Origin of the sequence: Streptomyces sp. Root1310 (assembly GCF_001426425.1) — a bacterium.
Lineage (GTDB): Bacteria > Actinomycetota > Actinomycetes > Streptomycetales > Streptomycetaceae > Streptomyces.
Genome location: NZ_LMEQ01000021.1, coordinates 1 through 5,798, shown reverse-complemented (window position 1 = coordinate 5,798; position 5,798 = coordinate 1). Strand labels below are relative to the sequence as shown.

The window sequence follows — 5,798 nt, the reverse complement described above, 5'->3', positions numbered from 1 at the left end:
TGGTCTCGACGGTGGGCTCGGGCGCCTCCTCGATGATCACGTGCGCGTTCGTCCCACTGATCCCGAACGACGACACACCGGCGCGGCGCGCACGCCCCTCGGTGCGCGACCACTCGCGGGCCTCCGTCAGCAGCTCGACGGCGCCGGAGTGCCAGTCGATGTGCGGCGAGCGCTCGTCGGCGTGGAGCGTCTTGGGCAACAGGCGATGGCGCAGGGCCATGACCACCTTGATCACGCTGGCCACTCCGGCCGCGGCCTGGGCGTGGGCGACGTTCGACTTCACCGAGCCCAGCCACAGCGGGCGCTCGGCCGAGCGGCTCCTGCCGTACGTGGCCTGCAGCGCTTGGGCCTCGATCGGATCGCCGAGCGGGGTGCCCGTCCCGTGTGCCTCCACGACGTCGACGTCGTCGGGCGACAGGCGGGCGTTCGCCAGCGCGGCCCGGATCACGCGCTGCTGGGACGGACCGTTCGGCGCCGTCAGGCCGTTGCTGGCGCCGTCCTGGTTCACGGCGCTGCCGCGCAGGATCGCCAGGACCGGGTGGCCGTTGCGGCGCGCGTCGGACAGCTTCTCCAGCAGTACGAGGCCCGCGCCCTCGCCCCAGCCGGTACCGTCGGCGTCCGCGGAGAACGCCTTGCACCGGCCGTCCGGGGACAGTGCGCGCTGGCGGCTGAAGCCGACGAAGGTGCCGGGGTTGGGCAGAACGGCGACTCCGCCGGCGAAGGCCAGCGAGCACTCGCCCTGGCGCAGCGACTGGGCCGCCATGTGCAGTGCCACCAGCGACGAGGAGCAGGCGGTGTCCACCGTGACCGCGGGCCCCTCGAAACCGTAGGTGTAGGCGATACGGCCCGAGAAGACGCTGCCCGCGCTGCCGGTCATGAAGTGGCTCTCGACTCCCGACGGGAGCTGCGGCGCGGTGCCCGACGCGTAGTGCCGGGTCACGTAGTCCGAGGTGATGCCGCCGGTGAAGACACCGACGGGCTTGCCGCGCAGCGAGTCGGGCCTGATTCCGGCCCGTTCCAGGACCTCCCAGGAGGTCTCCATCAGCAGGCGCTGCTGCGGGTCCATCGCCAGCGCCTCACGCGGCGAGATCCCGAACAGTTCCGCGTCGAACTCGGCCGCGTCGTAGAGGAAGGCGCCTTCACGGACGTACGTCTTGCCCTGTGCCTCGGGGTCGGGGTCGTAGAGCGCGTCCAGGTCCCAGCCGCGGTTGTCGGGCAGACCGGAGACCGCGTCACGGCCCTCGCTGATCAGGTCCCAGAAGTCCTCGGGGGATTCGACGCCGCCGGGGAACCGGCAGGCCATGCTCACGATGGCCACCGGCTCGTGCGCGGCCGCGGCCAGTTCCTGATTGAGCCTGCGCAGGCGTTCGTTCTCGGTGAGCGACGCCCGCAGTGCCTCGACGATCTTCTCGGAGGATGCGCTGCTCATGAACGGTCCGTCCCTTCGGTGATGTCTGCCGTCGTGTCGCTCTCTCCGAGCGCGATCCGCACCAGGTCGTCCACGTCCATCGAGGCGATGGCCGGGCCGTCCTCCTCCTGGTCGAAGTCGTCGGATGCCGCGGTGTCCGCGGATGTCCCGGCCAGGCCGAGCAGCGCGTCCAGGAGTCCGGCCCGCCGTATGCGGTCCAGCGGAATCGAGTTGATGACCCGCCGGAACCGGGCCTCGTCGGCCGGGGCGGGTGCCGGGCCGTCGGGTTCGCCCGCCGCCCCGGCCCCCGCGGTGTCGAGGGCGAGTTCGTCGAGGATGTGGGTGGCGAGGGCGTTGGGGGTGGGGTAGTCGAAGACCAGTGACGCGGCCAGCCGCAGTCCGGTGGCTCCGTTGAGCCGGTTGCGCAGTTCCACCGCGGTCAGCGAGTCGATGCCCATGTCCTGGAAGGCCCGGCCGGGGTCGATCCCCGCGGACGAGGAGTGCCCCAGGACGGCCGCGAGGTCCGCGCGGACCAGCTCGACGACGATGCGTTCGTGCTCCGTCACGGGCAGGCCGGCGAGCCGTTCGGCGAGCGAGGGCCCCTGTGCGGCGGCGGTGCTCGCGGCGCGTCGTACCGTGGCGCGCACCAGCCCGCGCAGGATCGGCGGCAGGGTGCCGGCCGTGGCCTGGGAGCGCAGCGCGGCCCTGTCCAGCCGTACGGGGACGAGCAAGGGCCGGCCGGCGCCGAGAGCGGCGTCGAGCAGCGCCATGCCCTGGTCGTCGGTGATCGGGGCGAGTCCGGTGCGGGAGATGCGAGCCACGTCGTCGTGTCCGAGTTGGCCGGCCATGCCGCTGGTCCGTGCCCACAGTCCCCAGGCCAGGGAGAGCGCGGGGAGACCCTGCGCCCTGCGGTGGTGGGCGAACGCGTCGATGAACGAGTTCGCCGCCGCGTAGTTGCCCTGGCCCGGGCTGCCGAAGATGCCGGAGGCCGAGGAGAACAGGACGAACCCGGCAAGGTCGAGGTCGCGGGTCGCCTCGTGCAGGTGCAGGACCGCGTCGACCTTGGCCCGCAGGACCGTGTCCACGCGCTCCGCGTCCAGGGCCGTGAGGGTGGCGTCGGCGACCACGCCGGCGGTGTGCACGACGGCGGTCAGCGGATGCTCCACCGGCACCTTGGCGATCAGTTCCGCCACCGCGTCCCGGTCTGCCACGTCGCACGCGACGACCGACACCTGCGCGCCGGCCGTCTCCAGCTCGGCCAGCAGCTCCCGTGCCCCGGGCGCGTCCACGCCCCGACGGCCGGCCAGCAGCACGTTCCGCATGCCGTGTTCCGCCACCAGGTGCCGGGCCACCAGCGCACCCAGCGCACCCGTACCGCCCGTGATCAGAACCGTGCCGTCCCGGTCCCACACCCGCGGCATCACCAGCACGTTCTTGCCGACGTGCCGAGCCTGACTCACGAACCGGAACGCCTCGGCGGCCCGCCGCACATCCCATGCCGTCACCGGAAGGTGCCGCAGGACCCCCCGCTCGAACAGCCGCACCACCTCGGTGAGGATCTCCTGGAACCGGTCGAGGCCGGCTTCCAGGAGGTCGAACGACCGGTAGGTGACCCCGGGGTGGTCGGCGGCCACCCGCTCCGCGTCCCGGATGTCGGCCTTGCCCATCTCGACGAACCGTCCGCCACGCGGCAGCAGCCGCAGCGACGCGTCGACGAACTCACCGGCCAGGCTGTCCAGTACGACGTCCACACCCCGGCCGGCCGTCGCGGCCAGGAACGTCTCCTCGAACTCCACCGTCCGGGAGGACGCGATGTGCTCCGCGTCCAGGCCCCCGGCCCGCAGCGTGTCCCACTTGCCGGTACTCGCCGTCCCGAACACCTCCGCGCCCAGATGCCGGGCGAGCTGCACCGCGGCCATCCCCACACCGCCGGCGGCCGCGTGCACCAGCACCGACTGCCCCGCCCGCAGCTCGGCCAGGTCCACCAACCCGTAGTAGGCGGTGGCGAAGACGGTGGGCACGGACGCCGCCTGCTCGAAGCTCCAGTCGTCCGGTACGCGTACCAGGGCGCGGTGGTCGGAGACCGCCGTGGGGCCGAAGGCGGACGACAGCATGCCCATCACGCGGTCGCCCGGCGCGAGGGTGGTCACCTCGGAGCCGACGTCGGTCACGACTCCGGCACCCTCGCCGCCCATCCGCGCGTCGCCGGGGTACATGCCGAGGGCGATGAGGACGTCACGGAAGTTCAGTCCCGCCGCGCGCACGGACACCCGTACGTCCAACGGCCCGAGCGGCTCCTCCGCCGACGGCACCAACGCCAGGTTCTCCAGCGTCCCCGGACTCGTCGTGTCCAGCCGCCACGGTGCCCCCGCCGGAGGCACCAACTCCGCGCCGCCCGAACCCGACCGTGCCAGCCGCGCCGCCAGCACCCGGCCCGCGCGCACCGCCACCTGGGACTCGCCCGAGCCCAGCGCGCCCGGGAGCACCTCCGCCAGTTCCGCGCCCTCGTCGAGGTCCACCAGCAGGAAGCGACCCGGATTCTCCGTCTGCGCCGACCGCACCAGACCCCAGAGCGCCGCATGCGTCAGGTCGGGTACGTCGTCGTGCGCGCCGACGCCTACCGCGCGACGCGTGACCAGCACGAGCCGTGAGTCGGCGTGGCGCTCGTCGGTCACCCAATTCTGGAGGACCGTCAGCGCTTGGAGAGTGGACTGCCGTACGTCCGCCGCACGTGTCGGCGAGGTCGGGGGGACGCAGGGCAGGACCACGAACTCCGGTGCTCCGTGGGAGGGTTCCAGGGACGCGAAGGCGCCCGCGACATCGAGGCCGACGCCCGCGTCCGCACCGCCGAGCAGCGTCCACCGCTCCGGCCGGACCAGGTCGTCGGCCGGGACCTCCACGGGAACCCAGTCGAGGACGTAGGGCGCTTCCTTCTCCTCGCCCCGGACACGCTCCAGTTGTTCGGGGGACATCTCCGGGATGAGCAGCCGCTCCACCAGCGCGACCGGTGCGCCCGTGGGGTCGGCGAGCGCGACCGTCACCGCGTCCGGTCCCGCGGGCGACAGCCGCACGCGCACCGTCGAGGCACCGGCGGCGAAGACCGACACACCGCTCCAGGCGAACGGCAGCCGCATGGAACCGCCGCTGTCGAAGAAGGCACCGGCGCCCGCCGACTGCAGGGCCGCGTCGAGCAGCGCCGGATGCAGTGTGAAGCGGCCGGCCGTCTCCTGCTCCTCCACGGGCAGGCTCACCTCGGCGAATACCTCGTCGCCACGCCGCCAGGCCGCCCGCAGTCCCTGGAAGGAGGGGCCGTAGGCATAGCCGAGCCGTGCGTAGGCCTCGTAGAACCCGTCGAGTTCCACCGGTGTCGCGCCGGCGGGGGGCCACGCTCCGAGGTCGTACCGTTCCGTCGGCACGTCAGGGCTCAGGACACCGCTGACATGGCGGGTCCACTCCTCCTCGGGATCGGTCCGGGAGTGCACGGTCATGGGACGCCACCCGGACTCGTCCGGTGCACCCACGCGGATCTGCACGGTGACACCGCCCTCCTGGGGCACCACCAGCGGGATCTCCAGGGTGAGTTCCTCGACGCGTCCGCAGCCCACCTCGTCCCCGGCCCGCAGGGCGATCTCGACCAGACCGGCGCCCGGCAGCAGCACCGTGCCGCCGATCTCGTGATCCGCCAGCCACGGATGGGTACGCAGCGACAGCCTGGACGTGATGACGATTCCCTGGTCCTCGGCGAGGGGGACGGCCGCTCCGAGGAGGGGGTGGTCCGCAGCGGTCAGTCCCAGCGCCGCCGGATCGCCGCCGGTGGGATCCGCGTCCTCCAGCCAGTAGCGCCGGCGCTGGAAGGCGTAGGTGGGCAGTTCCACACGGCGGCCACCGGGAAGCAGGGCAGGCCAGTCGACCTGGACGCCGTGCGTGAACGCCTGCGCGACCCCGGTCAGGAGGGTCTCCGGTTCGGGACGGTCCTTGCGCAGCAGCGGAACCGCCCGCAGACCGTCCTCGCCGTCGAAGGACTCCCGGGCCAGCGCGGTCAGGACGCTGTCCGGACCGACCTCCACCAGCACACCGACACCGTCAGCGGCCAGCGCGCCGACACCGTCACCGAAACGGACCGCCTCACGCACATGCCGCACCCAGTAGTCGGGCGTGGTCAGCTCGCCCTGTCCCGCGATCCTCCCGCTCACATTGGAGATCAGCGGCAGCTGCGGCTCGTTGTAAGTGATCTGCTCGGCGACCTGCCGGAAGTCAGCCAGCATCGGTTCCATCAACGGCGAATGGAACGCGTGACTGACCCGCAGACGCTTGGACTTGACCTTCCCCAGCCGCGCGACGACTTCCTCCACAGCCTCCGCCTCACCGGAGACCACCACCGACGACGGAC

Annotated in this window: 2 protein-coding genes; both read right to left on the bottom strand. The window is 72.6% G+C overall.

The genetic code is table 11. The features are described from left to right. Nucleotides 1-1,429, bottom strand: a 1,429-nt coding sequence (locus ASD48_RS24145; RefSeq protein WP_242432718.1) for a beta-ketoacyl synthase N-terminal-like domain-containing protein, incomplete at its 3' end; no start/stop codon positions are given. Next, nucleotides 1,426-5,784, bottom strand: a complete 4,359-nt coding sequence (locus ASD48_RS24140; RefSeq protein WP_282438265.1) for an SDR family NAD(P)-dependent oxidoreductase — start codon at nt 5,782-5,784, stop codon at nt 1,426-1,428. The genes ASD48_RS24140 and ASD48_RS24145, both read right to left, overlap by 4 nt. Between the last annotated feature and the right edge of the window lie 14 nt (nt 5,785-5,798).